The following is a 17,579-nucleotide window of genomic DNA, read 5'->3' on the forward strand; positions in this document are numbered from 1 at the left end:
TTGAATTATTTTTTACCAAAGCCCTGCCGTTGCATATTTCCCCACGATACCTGTTTGCCGGTAAGGAAATAATAGTAGCCCCGTAGGGAGAAAAACACAATAACGGGATGATATATAACAAACTCGAGGAAAGCGGTCATACACAGAAACACCACTTCCTTCCAGGTCTTATAGTAACGGAAGGTGAGCTGGTCCCACAGGATGGCAATGGTAGTGATCATAATGGAATAGGTGTATACAAACAACAACAGCCATAGTGCATTGTACCAATGTATATATCCCAGCAGGGCCATCAGCAAATAGATGATAAGCCCTGTCATTTCCACTACCGGGCCCAGCAGCTCAAAGAAAAAGTTATAGGGGAAGATGATCATGCCGATTTTGCCATACTTCGGATTTAAGAACATATGGAAGTGGGCATGTATCAGCTGCGCCAATCCTCTGGCCCAGCGTATCCGTTGCCGCTTGAATATGGTCAGGGTGTTCGGTGCCTCTGTCCAGCACAGGGTTTTGGGAATATAGCGGATGGCGTAATCAATGTTATAGTCATAGGCGTAACGGCACATACGGCTCATCAGTTCCATGTCTTCACCGAAGGAGGTATGGTCATAACCGCCGCAGCGTATGGCTACTTCTTTGTCAAACAGTCCCAGCCCGCCTGAAACATTGGGCACACAGTTGATATAACTCCAGCCCATTTTGCCCAGCACAAAGGAGCGGATATATTCCACTTCCTGGAACCGCGGCAGCAGCTGTCGCGGTGGCCGCATGCGTACCATCACGCCTTCGTCGAACTCGCAGGAGTTACCGATACGTAGCGTGGCGCCGGTGGCAATCACACGTTTTTTCTCTTCCTGCAATACCGGGCGTATCAGCTCTAAAAGTGTGTTTTTATCCAATACACAGTCTACGTCCGTGCAAAGGAAATAATCGAAAGAGGCGGCGTTGATGCCGGCGTTGGAAGCATCGGCCTTGCTTTTGCCGTTCACCTTGTCCAGCACCACAAGGGTGGAATAGGCCGGGTCGGCGGACTTATACACCCGTTTGACCGGCTGTGTTTTCAGTTTTATATGATAGGCAAAATCAACTTCCTGCAAGCTGAACTCCCGGATAAGCTGCTCCAGCGTATCATCTGTGCTGCCGTCGTTGATGACGACGATCTCGAAGCGGGGATAATTCAGCGTCAGCAACGAACGGACGTTATCGATAATGGTGGGGCCTTCATTGTATGCCGGCGCCAGTACAGTGATGCCGGGAACGATACCGGAACCGGCCAGCACGTCCAGCTGGTAGTCGTTGTTTTTGCGGGCATACTGCCGTACGGCCAGCATGGAAAACAACGCCAGCATGGCATATACCAGCAACAGTACCAGCCCGTACAGGAAGATGGTGCTTTGGTAAACATGGCTGATAACGTCTGCAATGCTTTGCATCAGTACTTGATTAAGGGGTTCATACAATGTCTTAGTATCCGCAGGTTTTCCGGGGTAACGGAAGAAACCAGCTCGTCACCGGGCTGATCGCTCACCCATTGGTTTTTCACCAGCGACTTGGCGGCGTGTTTGCGCAAATCAAAATCCGTGGCATGCAGGAATTCTGTTTTCAGAAATTCAACATGTTCCCCGCTGCCGATACGGCCCAGCGCTTTGAGTATTTCTATCTGGCAGGGAATGGGCTGATGGCTGTATAGCCCTACCAGCTTGTCTTCTGCGATACGGGCGCGCAACTTGCCCAGACAGTTGATGGCGTCTGCGCGCAGATAGTGGTCTTTAGTGTCCAGCAGCCGGAGAATTGCGGGGACGGCGTTATGTTGGTTGTAATGCACCACCAGCTTCAGGCAGAAAGAGATCACACTCTTGTTGCCGGAATAGGTGATCCATCGTGCGAAATTGGGAATGGCAATATTTTCTGTGCTGGTAATGGTGCGGAACAGCTCTACCTGGTCCCACATCAGCAGCGGCTCCTTCGCTATGTCGAAGAACTTGAACGGTTCGTTTTTGCTCAGCTTAATATAGGCGTGCCGCGCGGCCGCACGCAGCTCCCGGTTGCGGTCATTGGTCATCGGCAGAATGGTGACGTCAGAGATGAACATATCAAGACTGGTGAGCTCGGTAAGGGCCTGTACCTTTTTATCCCAGTGCCGTGACTTCAGTTTTTTAATGGTGTCGTTGTCCAGGTCCAGCTGCATGTACAGGTTGCGCAACAGTTGCGCGATATTGCCCCGCACGTTGCGGCGAAAGTGGATAATGCGGCTGGTGAGGGCCTGCCGTGCCCATCTGCGGTGTAGTGGCAGTTGTTCAAAAGGGGCGATGTTGAGTTGTATTTCATCTGGTGGAATATGCTGCTGTACCGACGGATGGCTCAGCACTTCATCTATCAGCAGGTTGTCAATACGCGGGCACAAACGCGCCAGCTTCCTGTCAGTCCGGTATCCCCGGTAACGGTTGCGCAGTATAGAGATATAGGCCAGCATTGTGGTAACAATGGCAATGATGATGAACACCATCGCTATCTGGATGGTGAGCGGGGCGTTCAGGAAGGTGGTTTCCATAAACCGGACAGCTGTTTTCACAGATGTGGAAGCTGTTTCCAGGTATGAGGAAGCTGTTTCCACAAAAGCGGAAAGTTTGGGGTTGTCAATCTGTGACATGACTAACTATTCTTCATTAATAATTTTTTGACCCTGATCAGCAGTTCAGCAGGGAGTATAGGCTTTTTTAAAAAGTCATCTGCACCCAGCTTGAACCCTTCCATGATCATATCTTCATTGCCTGCGTTGGAAATGATAATGACCGGGATGGGATGGTCCCTGTGCTTTATCTTACTTAGAATCTCAAAGCCGTTGGCATATGGCATCATGATGTCTGTAATAATCAGATCATAGGCGTAACTGTTCTCTTCCAGTTTCTGCAGGGCTTCTTTTCCATTGGACGCATGTTCAAGCCTGTACTCGGTGGAAGGGAGGATACGAGCCACGATTTTGGGCATGATCTCGTCATCTTCTATTAATAAAATCTTCTTCATAGACGGCCTCCTTTCGGGCGTTAACAACCATTCTAACAAAGTAAACCATACATTGTTTCATGGATATATGTTAATGATTTGTTGTCGTATGTGCGTTGCTACAACCTAACGGGACAGCACGTTGTTATTCAGGTATGATGAAACTATCTCCTGCAAAAAGATTGTACCTCGGCCTGGCTGCTGTTACCCTGCTCATGCTGCTGGGCGGCATTCTTTCCTGGTGGCCTTTCCCGCAACGTTCACGCATGACCGGATTAATGCTTCCGTTGAATACTGCTATTATCATATGTATTGGTTGTGTGCTGATGTATTTTTTTTATAAAGAGTTTTATTATGGACAGCTGGTCCGGAAAAAAATCAACAGCAAACTGGAAGAAGTAGTGACGCTCAACAGGGAATACAATGACCGTAACTGGCTGCTCAGTAGGCTGAACGATATGAAAGAAAACCTGCTTGGCATTCATAAGCCGGAAAGCCTGGCATATAAATGTTTGCTGTCATTCACAGAGAGCGCTGGTTTCACGGCAGGTGCACTGTACCAGTATGAAAAGGATGAAGTGTTGCTTCGCTTGTGCAGCAGTATTCATCTGCCGGCGAACATACCGGTGCAGTTGGCGCCGGGTGAAGGGCTTACCGGCGATGCGGCTACCGGCAGGGATATACGGATCATCAGCCAGCTGCCTGTCAACTACCGGAGTAAGGTGGCCGCGGGCGCCCGGATATCTCCCAATATGCTGGTATTCGTTCCGCTGTTAATGGGAGATGAGTTGATCGGGGTACTTGAACTCGTTACCGCCAAACAGGTTACCCCGCTTCAGTTACAGCTGCTCGAACTGGTGTCCGGTGATGTGGCCGTGGCGCTGCATGCTGCACGCGAGCGGGAAAAAGTGCTGGTCCTCCTGCGGGAGGTACAGGAACAGAAACAAGCGCTGTACTGTCAGCAGAAAGAACTGCGCCAGTCCAACGAAGGGCTGAGCCGGCAGTCCGAATTCCTGCAGGCGTCTGAAGAAGAGCTGCGTGTGCAGGAAGAGGAACTGAGGCAGGTCAATGCTGAAATGGTCATGAAAAATACCGAACTCGAAACTGCCCGTCAGGCCCTTTCTCTCAAAGCTGTGGAACTGGAAGCCAACAGTCGTTATAAATCCGAATTTCTGGCCAATATGTCGCATGAACTGCGTACTCCGCTTAACAGCGTGCTGATACTGGCTAAAATGCTGGAGGAAAACAAGGAAGGTAACCTGTTTCCCCGACAGGTGGAATATGCAGCGATCATGCATAAGTCAGGTTCAGACCTGCTGCGGCTGATCAATGATATTCTTGATCTCTCCAAAATAGAAGCCGGTAAAGTGGAGCTCACGCCCGAGCCGGTGCGTATTGCAGCTATTATCGAGGACCTGAACAATTTGTTTGGAGTGGTGGCCCAGGAAAAACAAATACAATACACCACCGAAGTTACTGTCAACGTACCGGCGGTCATTACTACCGACAGGCTACGGTTGGAACAGGTGTTACGTAATCTGTTGTCTAATGCTTTTAAGTTTACGCCAGTCGGTGGACATATCAGCCTCTCCTGGTACCTGCTGCCTGAAAATGCGCTCTGTATCAGCGTTACAGACACCGGACCGGGCATCCCGCCTGAGAAACAACAGCTGATCTTTGATGCTTTTCATCAGGGCGATGGGGCCACTACCCGGAAATACGGTGGTACGGGCCTGGGGCTGTCCATTAGCAGGGAACTGATGTTGTTACTGAAAGGGGCCATTCATCTCGAAGCCAGCAGTCCGCAAGGCAGCACGTTTACTGTAATACTGCCGCTGAACGCGGAGCAGCCGCTCCGGAATGATATGATACGGAGTTTATACGATGCAACAGTACAACTTCCGGCTGAACAAAATGATGACGGCCGTCACCTGTTCCCCGGCGGGCAAAAAATATTGGTCATCGGAACAGAAATATTTATCGGAAGGAAACCGAACGTTTATTATGACGTAGCGGCCAATATGGCCGTGGCAGCGAATTTGATGGCCGCCGGAAAATACGGCTGCATCATTTTGGACATGGGCTGCCACCCTGAAGCAGGTAAGGCGGCCCTCATTACCTTACAACAAATGAACACTACGCCCTCTACGCCTGTTATTGTATATATCGACCAGGATATCTCAGCTTCCGAAGAACAACAGATCAGAAAACAGGTGGCTGCTATTATACGTAAAACCCCATTTCCGACAGATCGCCTGACCGATGAGCTGGAACGATTACTCAATAACAGCACGCAGATGGAGGAAGTGTCCCGTCCCCATGGTCCCGCCGCTAAGAATATACTCGCCGGAAAACGGGTGCTGCTGGTAGATGACGATATGCGCAATGTATTTTCCATGAGCGCACTGCTGGAAGAACAGGGCGTTTGCGTACTGACGGCCGCAGACGGAAGAGAGGCGCTCTCTGTATTAGACCGTCATCATAGCGTGGACCTGGTCCTGATGGATATGATGATGCCGGAAATGGACGGCTTCGAGGCTATCCGGCATATCAGGAACGACCGGAGACTGGTACAATTGCCGGTCATCGCGATCACGGCCAAAGCCATGCCGGGCGACCGGCAGCATTGCCTCGACGCGGGGGCGTCAGACTACATTGCTAAACCGGTTGACGGTATCAAACTATTGTCATTGCTGCATGTATGGTTATCCTGAACTGATAAACAACACCGATACCTATGATAAAAGAAATCAGTAATGAGGAACTGGAAACGCTGGTGGACGTCATTCACTGCCAATATGGCTACGACTTCAGCGATTACGCGCGCGCTTCCCTGAAGCGCCGCTTCCAGCGCTTTATGGGACATGCCTATATTGAAGAGGTGACAGAGCTGTCAGACAAGTTGCAGCAGGATGCAGCTTTCTTTGAGCGCATGACGCAGTTCATCACCGTTAATGTAACGGAAATGTTCCGGGACCCGCTGTTCTATAAAACACTCCGGGAAATGGTGCTGCCGCGACTGGCCACTTATCCTACCATTAAAATATGGCATGCCGGCTGCGCTACGGGTGAAGAAGTGTTTTCCATGATCATCCTTTTACAGGAAGCCGGTCTGCTGGACCGCTGCCGCATTTACGCCACAGATCTTAATGCCGTCAGTCTCCACAAGGCGGAAATGGCCCTCATCCCCCTGAAATACATGAAAGATTATACCCAGAACTATCTGCAGTCAGGCGGACTGGAAGATTTTTCCGGCTATTATACGGCAAACGAGGAATATGCTTTGATCGATCCGGCCCTGCGCCGCAATATTGTTTTCTTTCAACACAACCTTGTCACAGATCAGGTGTTTAATGAGTTTCAGTTGATCTGTTGCCGGAATGTGTTCATCTATTTTAATAAACAGTTACAGGACCGTGTGCTGCGGTTATTTTATGACAGCCTGGCGCCCCTGGGGTATCTGACGCTGGGACTAAAAGAATCGATGATGTTTTCCGGAGAAAGCAGCCGGTTTGAAACGTTAAGCGCTGTCCATAAAATTTTCAGACGTAAAAGCTAAATCTTGCAGGTAACATCTCCATACGACATGATAGCCATTGGCGGCTCTGCCGGCAGCCTGCCGGTGCTGGCTGAACTGTTGGAGCAATTACCGGCATCCATCGATTGCACGATGATGATCATTGTACACCGGCTGAAAAATGTGCCCAGTGATCTGGACCGGCTGCTGTCGCTTAAGGCGCCCATCATTGAGCCGGAAGATAAACAACCGGTATTGTCCCGCCGGATATACCTCGCACCACAGAATTACCACCTGTTGATAGAAGACGAAGGTACTTTTGCATTGGATTATGCTGAGCCGCTGCATTACAGCCGGCCTTCCATCGATGTAAGCTTCGCCAGCGTGGCGGAAGTTTACGGACCACGGGCATTGGCCATCCTGTTGAGCGGCGCCAGTAAAGACGGCGCAGCCGGTATGCAACGGATCATAGCGGCAGGAGGCACGGGCTTTGTACAGGACCCCGCCTCTGCCTTGTTTGACACCATGCCGCTGGCAGCCCTCGAACTTTGCCCGGAAGCACAGGCAATGAGTCTTACGGATATGGTACATTTTTTAACGGAACTGAAAATGAGCGCAGAACATGACCAGTGATTCCCCGAATAGTTTTTCCCTTTTATTGGTAGATGATAAAATGGAAAACCTCATCTCCCTGCAACGAATGCTGGAAGGGGACAACCGTTGCTTTCACCTCGCCACGTCGGGTAACGAAGCGCTGAAAACAGTGCTCCGCAACAACGATATCGGCCTCATACTACTGGACGTGCAAATGCCGGAAATGGACGGCTTTGAAGTGGCCCGCCTGCTACAGCTCAACCCCAAAACCCGAGATATCTCCATCATATTCGTCACGGCTATCAATAAGGAAGAACAAAACGTTATTCGTGGGTTTACCGCCGGCGCGGTAGACTACCTGTCCAAACCACTCGACGTAAACGTCACCCGCGCAAAGGTCAACGTGTTTGAAAAACTATATTTCTCCCGGCAGGAACTGAAAAACGCATTGGCAGAGAAAGACAAGATCAACAAACAACTGGAACGATTTACCTACATGGTGGCACATGATCTGAAATCGCCGCTGGCAGGCGCTATCAGCCTGCTGTCCATGATCAGCGAAGAAGATTGTGTACAGCAGTCGCCGGAAATGAAGGAACAGATGGGCACGGTGCTTAGTGCCACTAATCATCTCACGGAAATGATCTCCGCTATACTGGACTATGCCCGGCAAAATGATACCGCTGAAACAACAGAAACGGTAGACATAAACCTGCTGATCACCGATATTTCAAAGTTACTGTTCCCGCCGCCCAATATCTGCATTGTGGCAGACGGAACATTGCCTGTGATCACAGCTCCCAGGTTGAAACTGCAACGGATATTCCAGAATCTGATCTCCAACGCCATCAAATACAACGATAAGGCCAACGGGCTGATTGCCGTAGGGGCCACAGACAAAGGCGATTTTTACGAGTTTTATGTAAAGGACAACGGTCCGGGCATGCAGCAGCGCGACACAGAGCGCGTGTTCCGCCTGTTTGAGCGGTTGGATTACAATGGTAAGGAAGAAGGCTCTGGTATCGGCCTTAATATTTTTAAAATGTTGGTGGAAGAGCAGGGTGGCAAGGTATGGGCCAAGTCGGAACCCGGACAAGGCAGCATTTTTTATTTCCTGTGGCGAAAAATATGACCGGTCACTCTTCAAAAATCCAAAGGCGGCCGCTGATACGCTGAGAGGCTATCGGCAGGCACGATACCCGGTAGGTCCTGGGCGGATCGCCTTCCAGCTTCCATTCCCAGTCGGCAATAGTATTTTCCGGTGAAGCAAACAGCTGTATGGCGGTGTTGTAAATATCTTCTGTATTCATCGCTTTGTTACGCAGCAATGTCATGGCATCCGAGAGAATGGCGGGCAACTGTTCGCCGGGCCCCGCAAGCCCGAGGATATCTGCGGCCTTCTGGTTTACCCAGCCTGCGTATCCGTCATTGTTGATAAACACTACCGCGTGGGGAAGGCTGTGCAGGATAGCGGCAAACCTGACGGCAATGCCCTGAAAGTACAGCCGCTCCTGTGTTTGACTGAGTATCTCCCTTAGCCGCAGCCGGATGGTTTCTATACAGTCCTGGAATCCCTGGTCAAATGTCTGCGGGTCAGACCATCCCAACAGTAGCAGGCTATTGTGCGGTTCTATATTGATCGGGATAATCACGGCGCAATGAAGGTCCTGTAATTGCTCCTTCAGGGGATTGTCTGACGGAATCTCCGGCCAGTAAATGGTTTTGAAGGCATTGCGGTAAAGCAGCTGCCGTACCGGGTCTGGGTTTACCACCGCCCCGTTGTGGAAATGCGGCGAAGCGTTTTTTATCTTGGCGGAATGTTCATGCTCAAACTCCAGTTGCAGCGCCACATCTGCCTGCAGCAGGTTTTTGACCAGGGAAATACTGAACGCCAGAAAGGAGGATATATGTTTTTCCTTGTCCCAGCGGCTCGTCTGGTTGATAAAATCGAGTGCTTTACTCTCCCATTTGATCACGGTATAAAGATTAAATACTGAATAAACTATACAAATGACTGCAGTGCAGCGATCACTTCGTTGGGTGCGCTGATCTGCGGAAAATGGCCTTGTGCGTTTATTTTAATTCTTTTGCTGCCGGGGATATGCCGTTCCATGTATTCACTGACGACTGCGGGTACCACGATGTCGTTGGCTGTCTGTATTATCAAGGTGGGTTTTGATACTTTAGGCAGCTCCGGCCGGTGGTCCAGCAGGAAGATAGCCCTTGCTACGGCCAATGCGATGTCCGGCCTCAACGCCTGCAGGGAGCTGGCAAACTGCCTGGCCAGTTCCGGCCGGTCTTCGTTGCGCATGGCCATCGGCGAAAAGCCGATCACCCACGCTTCGTAGTTGGTTTGCATCGCCTCAAACAATGCCTTCAGCGCAGCTTCGTCAAAACCGCCGGTATAGGAAGTATCCTGGTCGTCGAGGTAACGCGGACTGGAACCTATCAATACCAGTTTATCGAAAAGATGCGGTTGTCTGTTGGCGGCCATCATGCCTACCATGCCACTCACTGAGTGACCGATAAAAGTGGTATGGCTGCCCTGCGCAAAGGCCATGATGTCCGTCAGATCTGTCACATAACCTTCCAGTGTTTCATAACGCTCATAGCTATACGAAGAAAGGTCTGATTTCCCACCGCCTGCATTATCGTACAGTACAATACGGTAGTCCTGTTCAAAAGCGGGAACGATTTGGGAAAAAGACTGTTGGTCGATGCCAAAGCCGTGTCCGAAGACAAGTGTTTTACCGGCTTGAGGGTTACCGGCAAAATGGATATTATGTTTCTTGCTGAGGTCCATGTTTCAAATAGCGCTTTAACTGTTGCGATACCTTTCGGCAGCAGCTTTCATAACAATGGTCTGTAACGTTTTCAAATATAAGTAAATAGTTCCGTTCGGAACTATTTACTTATGGCCAGTACCCGGAAGGTGCCGGGGGCGATGGCGGCTTTACCGTCGGCGCCGGCAGCCTGGCGATCGGCCACGGGCAAAAATACAGTGTGCGTCAGCGGGTCAACGGTCAGCGTTTTGGCGCCTTTGGCGGTGGGAACGTGGGCCACCAGCTTATACTTGTCGGCTGTCTCCTGGTGGTATACGGACAAGTTGCCTTCTCCGTTGGAGGCAAACACCAGTTGTCCGGCAGCGTCAAAAGCTACGCCGTCACAACCATCACCGATAGGCAGCGTAGCGATGGTCCGGCCGTCATGCTCGTCCAGCACGATCATCAGCTTGTTGTCGCAACCGGCGAAAAGCCGGTGATGCACGGTGTCAATGGCCAGCCCGGTAGGTGCTTCCCCTTTGCCCAGCGGCCACTCTTTTTCCACTTTGAAAGTAGCCATGTTTACTACGGCAATACGGCTTTTGTCTTCCAGGTTCACAAACAGCCGGCCTTTCCCGTCGGAAACAGCTGTTTCCGGCCTCGCCTGTAAAAGCACGGTGGCTACCACTTTCTGCGTATTCGGATTGATGATGCTCAGGTCTTTGCTGGCGCCGTTACAGGTAATGACTTTATCGGAAAACGGCTCAAACAGGATGGCGTCGGGATTACCGCCAACAGGTATTTCTCCCTGCACCTGGTTGTTGTGCAGGTCAAAGACCGTAACGGTATTCAGTTTGCCGTTGCTGGTGAATCCTTTTCCAAACGGAACGGCAAAGGCGATGCCGTGTACGCCGGTAGTGTGCGGGATCACGCCGGCCTCAGCGCCGGTAGCCTTGTCCAGGATATTGACCTCGGTACCGTGTGCAACGTACAACTGTTGCGTCACCGGACTGACAGCGATATAATCCCATTTCCCGTCGCCTTTTACGGGATAGGTGGCAGATACATGCCAGGTGGATGTTTGCGCGGACGTTGATATAACAGTGAACAGCAAAACCGGCAACAATAGTTTTTTCATAATAGGAGCTTTTGTCTCCAAAACTCCATCTTAATTCTGGAGAGAAACTGTAGGCGGATATATTATCTTTGCGGCCATGAAAGCGTTTATTTTCGATCTCAACGGGACCATGATCAACGACATGGAATTTCACCTGGACGGCTGGCACAGCATGTTAAACAAACTGGGCGCCAATATGACCAGGGAAGAAGTAAGAGGCCATATGTATGGTAAAAATGAAGAACTGCTGATGCGCATTTTCGGAAAAGAGCGTTTTACCATGCAGGAAATGCTGGACATCGCCCATCAGAAAGAAGTGCTGTACCAGGAGGCTTTCCGTCCGCACCTGGAACTGATAACCGGTTTGCCCGTATTTCTCCGCGAAGCGGCCGCCAAAGGTATTCCCATGGCCATCGGTTCGGCCGCCAACCGTTTCAACATCAGCTATGTGCTGGACAACCTGCAGCTGCACGATTTTTTCAAAGCTATCGTCAGCGCGGAAGATGTAACAACCAGCAAACCCAATCCGGAAGTATTCCTGAAATGTGCGACGGCTCTACAGGCTGCACCGGCAGATTGCATCGTTTTTGAAGACGCGCCTAAAGGGGTGGAAGCTGCACTGAACGCAGGGATGGAAGCTATCGCATTAACGACCATGCATACACGGGAAGAATTTGCCGGCTATTCCAATATACGGGCTTTCGTGTCTGATTATAATGATCCCGTGCTACAGCAGCTGCTGACGGCATAACCCACTAAATATTTTTTTAATATCATCCCGGTGACATAAATTGCTGCTGTCAACTGTTAAACTGTTATGAAACATCATACCGGGTGGTCTTCTATGCTGGTGACGGTGGTAAACATTATCTTCGGTTTCGATGGTCAGGACCTGAAACTGTTACTGGTGAAGCATGGCGACGAACCCCTGAAAAGCAGGTGGGGCCTGCCCGGCGATAGCCTTCAGTCTTCCGAAAATTTCGATCAGACTGCCGCCCGTATCCAGCAAACACTGACCGGCCATGAAAAAATACACCGGGAACAACTGGGTGTTTTTGGTCCTTCCAAACGTACTGCCGGAGAACGCAAAGCAGCTGTCGCATTTTTTTCACTGATGTATATCCGCAGGGAGAAGCTGTTTCCGCTGCATAACGGTCACCCGCAATGGCACTCGTTTCACGAGCTGCCATCGCTGCCGGCGGCCCAGCGGCATATACTGGAAGCGGCATTGCAATATATCCGTTGTCAGTCGTCTGCCGTTCCGCTGTTGTTCAGGCTGCTGCCGCCGAAATTCACCATCCCGCAACTGCAACTCCTGTACGAAACAGTACACGGGCACGCTTTCGATAAACGGAACTTCAGCCGTAAAATGCTCTCCACCGGCCTGCTGGTGAAACAACCGGACAAGGAAAAACTGAGTTCTAAGCGTGGCGCATTTTATTACAAGCTATAGCGATAAAAAGGAACAGCCACCGACAACACGTCGGTGGCTGCTGTTTTTTGTTATTCAGAGGATCGGTTATGGTTTCATCGCTTTTAATATCTTCCTGAAAATTTCATTGTTCTCATACACCCCCTGAAACTCCTGGCTGTTAGGGCCATACGCAAAAACCATCACAGGTATGCCGGTATGGTCGTTGGTAGCGAAATGCCCGCGCAGCGTACCATTGGCGATGCTGCCGTCCATCAGGGCCAGGCCGCCGGTTTCATGGTCTGCGGTAACAATGATGGTGGTCTGTTTGTCCTTATCAGCAAAACGCAGCGCTTCACCGATGGTATCGTCGAAGTCCAGCATTTCCCGCACGAGGTAGTCGAGATCGTTATGATGGCCGCCATGGTCTATGCGGGAGCCTTCCACCATCAGGAAGAAACCTTTGCCGGAAGCGTTGAGCTGCTGCAAGGCTTTTTTAAGGGCGTCTTTAAGATAGGGGCCACGGCCATCGCGCATGGAGGTAACGGTTTTGTCAGAAAGGATAACGAGGGTACGGCCTTGCGTGGTGGCGTCCCAGGCATTGAGATCGTCATAGAAACGGATGCCGGACTGGGCAAGTGTTTGGCGCAGGTCTCCCTTTACATCGCGGGCAAAATCTTCTTTGCCGCCGCCAACGGCCAGCTGCAGCTTGCTGCTGATCAATTGCTGATGAAGCACCTGTGTGTTGTCACGGTCAGCGGTGTGCCCATAGAAGCCTGCCGGCGTGGCGCCGGTAATTTCTTCGGTCACAATAACGCCGCTGGGAATACCTTTGGCGGCCAGTATCTCTGGCAATACCGGGATGGCATGGTAGGTATTGTCCATCCCTATTTCCCGGTTGTTGGTTTTGGAACCGGAGCTCAGAGCGGTGGCGCCTGCGGCGGAATCTGTATGATAGTTATCGGTGGAAGCTGTTTTGGACAAGCCCAGCTGCCGCATGCGGAACAGGTTCAGATCGCCCTTGTTGGCGGTGTAGCCGGCAAACATCTCGGCCAGACCGGTACCGTCACCTATGAACAGGATAACGTTTTTGGATTTCACACGGGTGGCGTCGGAGGCGTATGTCGGCGTATACACCGGATGTACGGGCAGATTGCCGGTGCTGGTGTGGGCCGTGTTTTTAAGTACGTCTGCCAGTTCTTCGGGATAGTCGGTGCCAATTACATCAGCGCCCAGGTCCATCAGTTTGTAATAACATGTTTTGGCGGAAGGGGCGCCCCAGAAACGGAAAGGAAAGCCCTGCTGGTGGACCTGGGAGATCACCGCTTTTACTTTTTCCAGTTCTGCCGGCAGGAAAGTGCCTTTGCCATTCCATTTGCTGTACAGGTGGAAGTCGGTGCTGACGAGCGCCACGCGCTGTTTTACGGCAGCAGGGTAGGTGCTGTCGGGACGGCCGTCAAAGAAAAAGAGTTTGTCGAAATCTGACCAGGCGCTTACCGGCGGAATGTTTCCGGAAAGAATCACCTGCACCGCATTGGGATTTACGGACGGATCAAAGTACTGGCGGTAAGGCAGCAGTAATGTTTGCAAAGCCTGTAACGTAGGCACGCCGGCAGTTTTGAGGTCTACCAGCAGCCGCAGCGGGGTGCCGTCAACATAGGCTTTGCCGTCGTTGAGGGCAAACTGCCGGAGCACCGGCTCCAGGTATAATGCTTTGAAAGTCCGGTTGGGCCGGATGTCCCGGGTGTCATGGGCCACATACAGCTCACCGTCTTTCAGATGGATGTCTGCTTCTATATAACCAAACTGCAGGGCGGCTGCCTGGTAGAAAGGTGTTTTACGTTCGTAATCGTTATGGGAATGGGCGTTGGCCAGGGTGTAGGTTTTCGTTTGGGCGTAGGTGTTAACCGACAACCACGCGGTGCATAAGAGAATGATTTTTTTCAATTGTCTGAATTTTAACGGCTTAACTATGAAAACGAAGGGGCAAAGGTAGTTGCTGGATGGGTTCATGTAGGGCTCCCTGTTTTATGTTTATGTTAATTGTCCTCCTTGATTCCCTGTAGAAAATCGATTTAGGAGTTGCAGATAAAAAAACGGGCTATAGGGTAGGCCAGTTTTGTACCAGTTCTTTCAGCAGCCGCTGTCCTTCCAGCCATTCACCGAGGCCGGAACTGGCGTTGATATGCCCTTTGGGACCGGCATTGACAAACCGGCTGCCCCACTGTGAAGCCAGGAAAGAAGCACGGGTAATGCTGCAATATTCATCATTGGTGCTGGCCACTACAATGCTGCGGAAGGGCAGCTCCAGTAAAGGAACAGGCGTGAAGCCGGTGGCTTCCGGCGGAAATTCCGGCCTTTCCGCATCGGCGGGAGCTACCAGCAGAGCGCCGGTGATATGCAACCGCGTTTGCGCCGCCCAGTGCGCCAGCGCTATACAGGCAAGGCTGTGCGCTGCAATGACCACCTGCGGACCAGCTTCTGCCACGGCAGCTTCAATGGCCGCCACCCAGTCACTGCAAACAGGCCGGTCCCATGAATGCTGCTCTATCCGCCGGGTGCCCGGTATGGACTGCTCCCAGAGTGTCTGCCAGTGCAAAGGACCAGAGCTGCCAAGCCCCGGCGCAGTCAATACTTTTATTTCCATGACAAAACGGTTGTGAAGTGTTGAAGTTGGTCGCTGAAGATAGTGCTTTTGCATGATTTCCGGAAATATCCGGCAAATGGGAAAACGTGCGCAAAAAAAGTATACGTATAGCCACCCCGGTTATACCTTCCCCAAAAGAAAAAAGGTCGAAAGAATTCGACCTTTATCGCTAAAATTCCACGTTATGGCACTCAGGTCCATAAAAAGTTAAACTGTGTCCTAAATGTGGCCACTATATTGAGTTTTATTGTTTCTTATGTGAAAATAAATTGCTGTTGTTTGGACAAAAACTGACATAAAAAGACTAACTTTCGACATAAATTTTGACATAAAATGAAGGGAGAGTGTACTACCATTGTTGCCAATAAATACCTATTTATCAGTTATCATTGTTCAGATGGCCGCCTAAGATATCCCACTTCAATTAAAGCGCAAGATGATAGCCCTAATTCCGCAGCCAAGTTACAAAACATTAAGAAACTTGCAAATGACTATATTGCAAAGTTTGTCTTGATGGGTGATGATATTATAAAGGCTGACTTCGAAAGATATCTTAATACGAAGCTAAAACCTGGGAAAGCTAAAAAGGGGGAGAGGGATTTGGCCAAGGACCATGCCGAGATGATAAAGGACATGAGAGACGGCAAGCTGCTGAAGAAAAAGTCCAAGGCCAGGTATTCATCCCAAAGCATTGCACAGTATGAAAGGATGTGCCAGCGTTGGCAGGAATGTGCAGCTGACCCAGAAAGCAACTTTAGGCTTAGCTATTCCATGACCATCGATTCCGTGAAGAATTTAATATCATGGTTAGTTCAAAAGGATTATGCACAAAATTCCATATATGATATTATAAATAACTTGCAAATATTTCTAAGGTACGCCAAGCGCAAAGGGTATCATCAGAATGACGTGCAGGATAACAGGGATTTTACGGTCGCCCAGGAGACCAGCGACGCGCTTGCGCCAACATATGATGAAATTTTGGCAATATATAATCATAAGTTCGAGATGCCGGGCATGGAGCGGGCGCGTGACTTTTTCGTATATGGGTGCTTTTTAGCTCTCCGTGTGAGGGATTTGCAGAAGATAAATGATTACAAGCTTTGCGGTGATGTATTTGAGGTGTTTACCCAAAAGGGAGGAAAGAGGGTCGTTATCCCATGCCACTGGATTGCGAAGGAGATATATACCAAGTATGACGGTAAGATCCCTGTTAGTTGCCGGCAGCACCTCGCAAGATATCTTCCCAATATCTGCAAGGAGGCCGGAATAATTGGCACTAAGTTGATAGTCTATACGGAAGGGGGCATAAAAAAAGAAGTACAGTACAACCGATGGGAGCTGTTTACCCCGCATACAATGCGTCGATTCTTTGCCACATGGATGTATAAAGACCTTCGGAGGCAGCCCAGGGAGATCATGCCAATAACTGGTCATGAATCTGAGGAAAGCTTCTTCCGGTATATAAAAATAGAGCTTGAAATGAACGCTGAAGAAATATTAAATGACCCGGCTTTCAAAAAGCCAGCGGGGTCATAGCCCCGCTGCTGTTTTAAACTTTTTCAAATCCTTCCGCTGGATAAGGATTGTTTTACCTACTTTATACCCCTTGATGTTCAGCTCTTTCATTCGTCGCTTGATAGTTCGAGTGCTGCAGTTCATCTCTTCAGCTGCCTTTTGAATTGAAATATCTTCCCATTCAGATGGCTTTTTCTGCTCTTCAAGAACCTGTTTTACAGCTGATATGGTTGACTCCTTCAACATCGCCTGCAATTCTTGCATCGATATTCCTGTAATTTGAATTGTTTCCATCATTTCCACATTTTCTCCCTCACGGGGTTATTTATAATAGTCTTTTCTAAACTGTTTGAACTTTTTGATCGGGATGCCCGGATTATCCACACGGTGGCATAGTTTGTCAATGTAGTAGTCCATGTACCGGCCAAGAGATTTGAGTTTCTCTTCCGGCGCGTACCGGTTGTAACAGGTGACCACAGTCCAGTTTGAGACTACACACAGGACATTAGGATAATTTGATAGGACATAGGTGCCCTCTCCGTATCGCTTGTGTTTCTCCAATAGTTGGGGATCATTTAGGATCTTCCTGGCGGCGGTGGGAGGGATATCCATTATGCGCTCCCGGTATCGATCAACCGCATGTTGGCTTACGGTTAGTTCTGTCGCCTTGAAGTCGAGCTGTTTGCGTATCTGCTCGATGCGGTTTGTTATCCGGTGCCGCTGATCTAAAAGTTGGTTGAGTTCTGCTTTCAGTTCTGCACGTTCTTCCTTCATCACACAGAGTTTTGCTATTTTATTAATACCTGGTATCTCTCCCGGAATGTTTCATCCTGCGCGGACCGGAATGATATAAATAATCCCTCCTTTGTCTCTCGCTTCTCGTCTATCACAGTGCCGCAGTCGTGGTTGCGCTTTTCCAGGAAATATTCACTTGCAGCCTTCTTAGCGGCGAAGTAATCACCGAACTGGTGGATTACCGGTTGTTCTTTCTCCTTCTTCATTCTGCACTG

18 protein-coding genes are annotated in these 17,579 nt (G+C 50.0%); 7 read left to right on the forward strand and 11 right to left on the reverse strand.

What is annotated here, in order from left to right:
* Positions 1–5: 5 nt before the first annotated feature.
* Genes ACTJJS_RS04825 through ACTJJS_RS04835 form a run of 3 tightly spaced genes read right to left on the reverse strand, consistent with a single transcriptional unit; the run spans position 6 to position 3,024 of the window.
* The gene (locus ACTJJS_RS04825) at positions 6–1,433 is read right to left on the reverse strand and encodes a glycosyltransferase family 2 protein (protein ID WP_440662659.1); all 1,428 of its coding nucleotides are present in this window, start codon (positions 1,431–1,433) and stop codon (positions 6–8) included.
* Positions 1,433–2,650, reverse strand: a complete 1,218-nt coding sequence (locus tag ACTJJS_RS04830) for a HEAT repeat domain-containing protein (RefSeq protein WP_440662660.1) — start codon at positions 2,648–2,650, stop codon at positions 1,433–1,435. Before ACTJJS_RS04830 ends, ACTJJS_RS04825 begins: the two co-directional genes overlap by 1 nt.
* A gap of 2 nt (positions 2,651–2,652) precedes the next feature.
* Positions 2,653–3,024, reverse strand: coding sequence for a response regulator transcription factor (locus ACTJJS_RS04835; protein ID WP_168868998.1), 372 nt, complete (start codon positions 3,022–3,024; stop codon positions 2,653–2,655).
* A 134-nt stretch (positions 3,025–3,158) separates the two neighbouring features.
* Here ACTJJS_RS04835 and ACTJJS_RS04840 point away from each other — a divergent pair, with 134 nt between their 5' ends.
* The 4 genes from ACTJJS_RS04840 to ACTJJS_RS04855 are packed head-to-tail and all read left to right on the forward strand — an operon-like array spanning position 3,159 to position 8,246.
* Positions 3,159–5,717: a response regulator gene (locus ACTJJS_RS04840; protein WP_440662661.1), complete on the forward strand. Its 2,559-nt coding sequence runs from the start codon at positions 3,159–3,161 to the stop codon at positions 5,715–5,717.
* Between the two features lie 23 nt (positions 5,718–5,740).
* Complete coding sequence (locus tag ACTJJS_RS04845; RefSeq protein ID WP_168868996.1) at positions 5,741–6,562, forward strand: CheR family methyltransferase; 822 nt, start codon at positions 5,741–5,743, stop codon at positions 6,560–6,562.
* Positions 6,563–6,565: 3 nt separating this feature from the next.
* Positions 6,566–7,153 (forward strand): chemotaxis protein CheB, encoded by a 588-nt coding sequence (locus tag ACTJJS_RS04850; protein ID WP_440662662.1) that lies wholly within the window; start codon positions 6,566–6,568, stop codon positions 7,151–7,153.
* Complete coding sequence (locus tag ACTJJS_RS04855; protein ID WP_168868995.1) at positions 7,143–8,246, forward strand: sensor histidine kinase; 1,104 nt, start codon at positions 7,143–7,145, stop codon at positions 8,244–8,246. Before ACTJJS_RS04850 ends, ACTJJS_RS04855 begins: the two co-directional genes overlap by 11 nt.
* 4 nt (positions 8,247–8,250) lie before the next feature.
* Here ACTJJS_RS04855 and ACTJJS_RS04860 read toward each other — a convergent pair whose 3' ends face one another.
* From ACTJJS_RS04860 to ACTJJS_RS04870, 3 genes are all read right to left on the reverse strand, one after another.
* Entirely contained in the window at positions 8,251–9,090 is an 840-nt protein-coding gene (locus ACTJJS_RS04860; RefSeq protein ID WP_440662664.1) for a hypothetical protein, read from the reverse strand.
* Between the two features lie 26 nt (positions 9,091–9,116).
* Positions 9,117–9,917: an alpha/beta fold hydrolase gene (locus tag ACTJJS_RS04865; RefSeq protein WP_440662665.1), complete on the reverse strand. Its 801-nt coding sequence runs from the start codon at positions 9,915–9,917 to the stop codon at positions 9,117–9,119.
* A 101-nt stretch (positions 9,918–10,018) separates the two neighbouring features.
* Positions 10,019–11,014, reverse strand: a complete 996-nt coding sequence (locus tag ACTJJS_RS04870; RefSeq protein ID WP_440662667.1) for a YncE family protein — start codon at positions 11,012–11,014, stop codon at positions 10,019–10,021.
* A 76-nt stretch (positions 11,015–11,090) separates the two neighbouring features.
* Here ACTJJS_RS04870 and ACTJJS_RS04875 point away from each other — a divergent pair, with 76 nt between their 5' ends.
* Together ACTJJS_RS04875 and ACTJJS_RS04880 are read left to right on the forward strand one after the other, a co-directional pair.
* Positions 11,091–11,744, forward strand: coding sequence for an HAD family hydrolase (locus ACTJJS_RS04875; protein ID WP_440662669.1), 654 nt, complete (start codon positions 11,091–11,093; stop codon positions 11,742–11,744).
* 66 nt (positions 11,745–11,810) lie between these two features.
* Positions 11,811–12,446, forward strand: a complete 636-nt coding sequence (locus tag ACTJJS_RS04880) for an NUDIX hydrolase (RefSeq protein ID WP_440662671.1) — start codon at positions 11,811–11,813, stop codon at positions 12,444–12,446.
* Between the two features lie 66 nt (positions 12,447–12,512).
* On the opposite strand, the gene ACTJJS_RS04885 is transcribed toward ACTJJS_RS04880, so the two are convergent.
* Together ACTJJS_RS04885 and ACTJJS_RS04890 are read right to left on the reverse strand one after the other, a co-directional pair.
* Positions 12,513–14,351 carry an alkaline phosphatase gene (locus ACTJJS_RS04885; protein WP_440662672.1) on the reverse strand — a complete coding sequence of 613 codons (1,839 nt, stop codon included), beginning with the start codon at positions 14,349–14,351 and terminating at the stop codon, positions 12,513–12,515.
* A 154-nt stretch (positions 14,352–14,505) separates the two neighbouring features.
* Positions 14,506–15,105: an RBBP9/YdeN family alpha/beta hydrolase gene (locus ACTJJS_RS04890; RefSeq protein ID WP_440662674.1), complete on the reverse strand. Its 600-nt coding sequence runs from the start codon at positions 15,103–15,105 to the stop codon at positions 14,506–14,508.
* 279 nt (positions 15,106–15,384) lie between these two features.
* On the opposite strand from ACTJJS_RS04890, the gene ACTJJS_RS04895 reads away from it, so the two are divergent.
* Positions 15,385–16,590, forward strand: coding sequence for a tyrosine-type recombinase/integrase (locus ACTJJS_RS04895; RefSeq protein WP_440662676.1), 1,206 nt, complete (start codon positions 15,385–15,387; stop codon positions 16,588–16,590).
* Here ACTJJS_RS04895 and ACTJJS_RS04900 read toward each other — a convergent pair.
* From ACTJJS_RS04900 to ACTJJS_RS04910, 3 genes are read right to left on the reverse strand one after another with little or no spacing between them, the layout of a single operon-like run.
* Positions 16,585–16,866 (reverse strand): excisionase family DNA-binding protein, encoded by a 282-nt coding sequence (locus tag ACTJJS_RS04900; RefSeq protein ID WP_440662677.1) that lies wholly within the window; start codon positions 16,864–16,866, stop codon positions 16,585–16,587. The genes ACTJJS_RS04895 and ACTJJS_RS04900 overlap by 6 nt on opposite strands.
* Before the next feature lie 24 nt (positions 16,867–16,890).
* Positions 16,891–17,343: a hypothetical protein gene (locus tag ACTJJS_RS04905; RefSeq protein ID WP_440662678.1), complete on the reverse strand. Its 453-nt coding sequence runs from the start codon at positions 17,341–17,343 to the stop codon at positions 16,891–16,893.
* Between the two features lie 14 nt (positions 17,344–17,357).
* On the reverse strand, positions 17,358–17,570 hold the full coding sequence (locus ACTJJS_RS04910) for a hypothetical protein (protein WP_440662679.1): 213 nt from the start codon (positions 17,568–17,570) through the stop codon (positions 17,358–17,360).
* Positions 17,571–17,579: the final 9 nt, after the last annotated feature.

Source organism: Chitinophaga sp. 22308 (genome assembly GCF_052045305.1).
GTDB lineage: Bacteria > Bacteroidota > Bacteroidia > Chitinophagales > Chitinophagaceae > Chitinophaga > Chitinophaga varians_A.

What these genes read in the sequence shown, in the direction of transcription:
- ACTJJS_RS04870 (WP_440662667.1), bottom strand. Translation starts at nt 11,014, where the DNA reads ATGAAAAAACTATTGTTGCCGGTTTTGCTGTTCACTGTTATATCAACG.
- ACTJJS_RS04855 (WP_168868995.1), top strand. Translation starts at nt 7,143, where the DNA reads ATGACCAGTGATTCCCCGAATAGTTTTTCCCTTTTATTGGTAGATGAT.
- ACTJJS_RS04910 (WP_440662679.1), bottom strand. Translation starts at nt 17,570, where the DNA reads ATGAAGAAGGAGAAAGAACAACCGGTAATCCACCAGTTCGGTGATTAC.
- ACTJJS_RS04865 (WP_440662665.1), bottom strand. Translation starts at nt 9,917, where the DNA reads ATGGACCTCAGCAAGAAACATAATATCCATTTTGCCGGTAACCCTCAA.
- ACTJJS_RS04875 (WP_440662669.1), top strand. Translation starts at nt 11,091, where the DNA reads ATGAAAGCGTTTATTTTCGATCTCAACGGGACCATGATCAACGACATG.
- ACTJJS_RS04830 (WP_440662660.1), bottom strand. Translation starts at nt 2,650, where the DNA reads ATGTCACAGATTGACAACCCCAAACTTTCCGCTTTTGTGGAAACAGCT.
- ACTJJS_RS04900 (WP_440662677.1), bottom strand. Translation starts at nt 16,866, where the DNA reads ATGATGGAAACAATTCAAATTACAGGAATATCGATGCAAGAATTGCAG.
- ACTJJS_RS04890 (WP_440662674.1), bottom strand. Translation starts at nt 15,105, where the DNA reads ATGCAAAAGCACTATCTTCAGCGACCAACTTCAACACTTCACAACCGT.
- ACTJJS_RS04880 (WP_440662671.1), top strand. Translation starts at nt 11,811, where the DNA reads ATGAAACATCATACCGGGTGGTCTTCTATGCTGGTGACGGTGGTAAAC.
- ACTJJS_RS04905 (WP_440662678.1), bottom strand. Translation starts at nt 17,343, where the DNA reads ATGAAGGAAGAACGTGCAGAACTGAAAGCAGAACTCAACCAACTTTTA.
- ACTJJS_RS04845 (WP_168868996.1), top strand. Translation starts at nt 5,741, where the DNA reads ATGATAAAAGAAATCAGTAATGAGGAACTGGAAACGCTGGTGGACGTC.
- ACTJJS_RS04835 (WP_168868998.1), bottom strand. Translation starts at nt 3,024, where the DNA reads ATGAAGAAGATTTTATTAATAGAAGATGACGAGATCATGCCCAAAATC.
- ACTJJS_RS04825 (WP_440662659.1), bottom strand. Translation starts at nt 1,433, where the DNA reads ATGCAAAGCATTGCAGACGTTATCAGCCATGTTTACCAAAGCACCATC.
- ACTJJS_RS04840 (WP_440662661.1), top strand. Translation starts at nt 3,159, where the DNA reads ATGATGAAACTATCTCCTGCAAAAAGATTGTACCTCGGCCTGGCTGCT.
- ACTJJS_RS04895 (WP_440662676.1), top strand. Translation starts at nt 15,385, where the DNA reads ATGAAGGGAGAGTGTACTACCATTGTTGCCAATAAATACCTATTTATC.